The following is a 1,991-nucleotide window of genomic DNA, read 5'->3' as shown; positions in this document are numbered from 1 at the left end:
CCGAAAACAGTAACAGGTTTGAACTGAAGAGTTTGATCCTGGCTCAGATTGAACGCTGGCGGCATGCCTTACACATGCAAGTCGGACGGCAGCGCGGGCTTCGGCCTGGCGGCGAGTGGCGAACGGGTGAGTAATACATCGGAACGTGTCCTGTAGTGGGGGATAGCCCGGCGAAAGCCGGATTAATACCGCATACGCTCTGCGGAGGAAAGCGGGGGATCCTTCGGGACCTCGCGCTACAGGGGCGGCCGATGGCAGATTAGCTAGTTGGTGGGGTAAAGGCCTACCAAGGCGACGATCTGTAGCTGGTCTGAGAGGACGACCAGCCACACTGGGACTGAGACACGGCCCAGACTCCTACGGGAGGCAGCAGTGGGGAATTTTGGACAATGGGGGCAACCCTGATCCAGCAATGCCGCGTGTGTGAAGAAGGCCTTCGGGTTGTAAAGCACTTTTGTCCGGAAAGAAAACTTCTGGGTTAATACCCCGGGAGGATGACGGTACCGGAAGAATAAGCACCGGCTAACTACGTGCCAGCAGCCGCGGTAATACGTAGGGTGCAAGCGTTAATCGGAATTACTGGGCGTAAAGCGTGCGCAGGCGGTTCGCTAAGACAGATGTGAAATCCCCGGGCTTAACCTGGGAACTGCATTTGTGACTGGCGGGCTAGAGTATGGCAGAGGGGGGTAGAATTCCACGTGTAGCAGTGAAATGCGTAGAGATGTGGAGGAATACCGATGGCGAAGGCAGCCCCCTGGGCCAATACTGACGCTCATGCACGAAAGCGTGGGGAGCAAACAGGATTAGATACCCTGGTAGTCCACGCCCTAAACGATGTCAACTGGTTGTCGGGCCTTCATTGGCTTGGTAACGTAGCTAACGCGTGAAGTTGACCGCCTGGGGAGTACGGTCGCAAGATTAAAACTCAAAGGAATTGACGGGGACCCGCACAAGCGGTGGATGATGTGGATTAATTCGATGCAACGCGAAAAACCTTACCTACCCTTGACATGTACGGAACCCTGCCGAGAGGTGGGGGTGCCCGAAAGGGAGCCGTAACACAGGTGCTGCATGGCTGTCGTCAGCTCGTGTCGTGAGATGTTGGGTTAAGTCCCGCAACGAGCGCAACCCTTGTCCCTAGTTGCTACGCAAGAGCACTCCAGGGAGACTGCCGGTGACAAACCGGAGGAAGGTGGGGATGACGTCAAGTCCTCATGGCCCTTATGGGTAGGGCTTCACACGTCATACAATGGTCGGAACAGAGGGTCGCCAAGCCGCGAGGTGGAGCCAATCCCAGAAAACCGATCGTAGTCCGGATCGCACTCTGCAACTCGAGTGCGTGAAGCTGGAATCGCTAGTAATCGCGGATCAGCATGCCGCGGTGAATACGTTCCCGGGTCTTGTACACACCGCCCGTCACACCATGGGAGTGGGTTTTACCAGAAGTGGCTAGTCTAACCGCAAGGAGGACGGTCACCACGGTAGGATTCATGACTGGGGTGAAGTCGTAACAAGGTAGCCGTATCGGAAGGTGCGGCTGGATCACCTCCTTTCTCGAGCTGAACGTGTCAAACGTTGAGCGCTCACGCTTATCGGCTGCAGGTTGGAAGAAACGCAGACAGACGCGAAGGGGTCTGTAGCTCAGTCGGTTAGAGCACCGTCTTGATAAGGCGGGGGTCGATGGTTCGAATCCATCCAGACCCACCAACTGTCTTGTCTGGCGGCTGACCGCTGCACCCCTGAGATGTTCTGCAGCATGACCGGGGGGATTAGCTCAGCTGGGAGAGCACCTGCTTTGCAAGCAGGGGGTCGTCGGTTCGATCCCGTCATCCTCCACCAATCCTCAATGCGCAGCGTTCTGTGAGCGGGTTCACAGAGGGTTGTGCATTGGCGATTGAGCCAGTCAGTGAAGATGCATGGTTACAGCAACCGTGATGTCGGCTGAACGTTCTTTAACAATCAGGAAGAAGTAGTAAAGAGATTCACGAAAG

2 tRNA genes and 1 rRNA gene are annotated in these 1,991 nt (G+C 56.1%); all 3 read left to right on the top strand.

Annotated elements, in window-relative coordinates:
* Positions 1-20: 20 nt before the first annotated feature.
* Positions 21-1,553, top strand: a 16S ribosomal RNA gene (locus tag JNB89_RS30720).
* A 77-nt stretch (positions 1,554-1,630) separates the two neighbouring features.
* Positions 1,631-1,707 (top strand) — tRNA-Ile (locus JNB89_RS30715).
* A gap of 56 nt (positions 1,708-1,763) precedes the next feature.
* Positions 1,764-1,839: transfer RNA gene (locus tag JNB89_RS30710), tRNA-Ala, on the top strand.
* Positions 1,840-1,991: the final 152 nt, after the last annotated feature.

Source organism: Paraburkholderia phenoliruptrix, assembly GCF_019511605.1.
GTDB classification, from domain to species: domain Bacteria; phylum Pseudomonadota; class Gammaproteobacteria; order Burkholderiales; family Burkholderiaceae; genus Paraburkholderia; species Paraburkholderia phenoliruptrix_A.
This window is presented reverse-complemented; position numbering and strand designations above follow the sequence as displayed.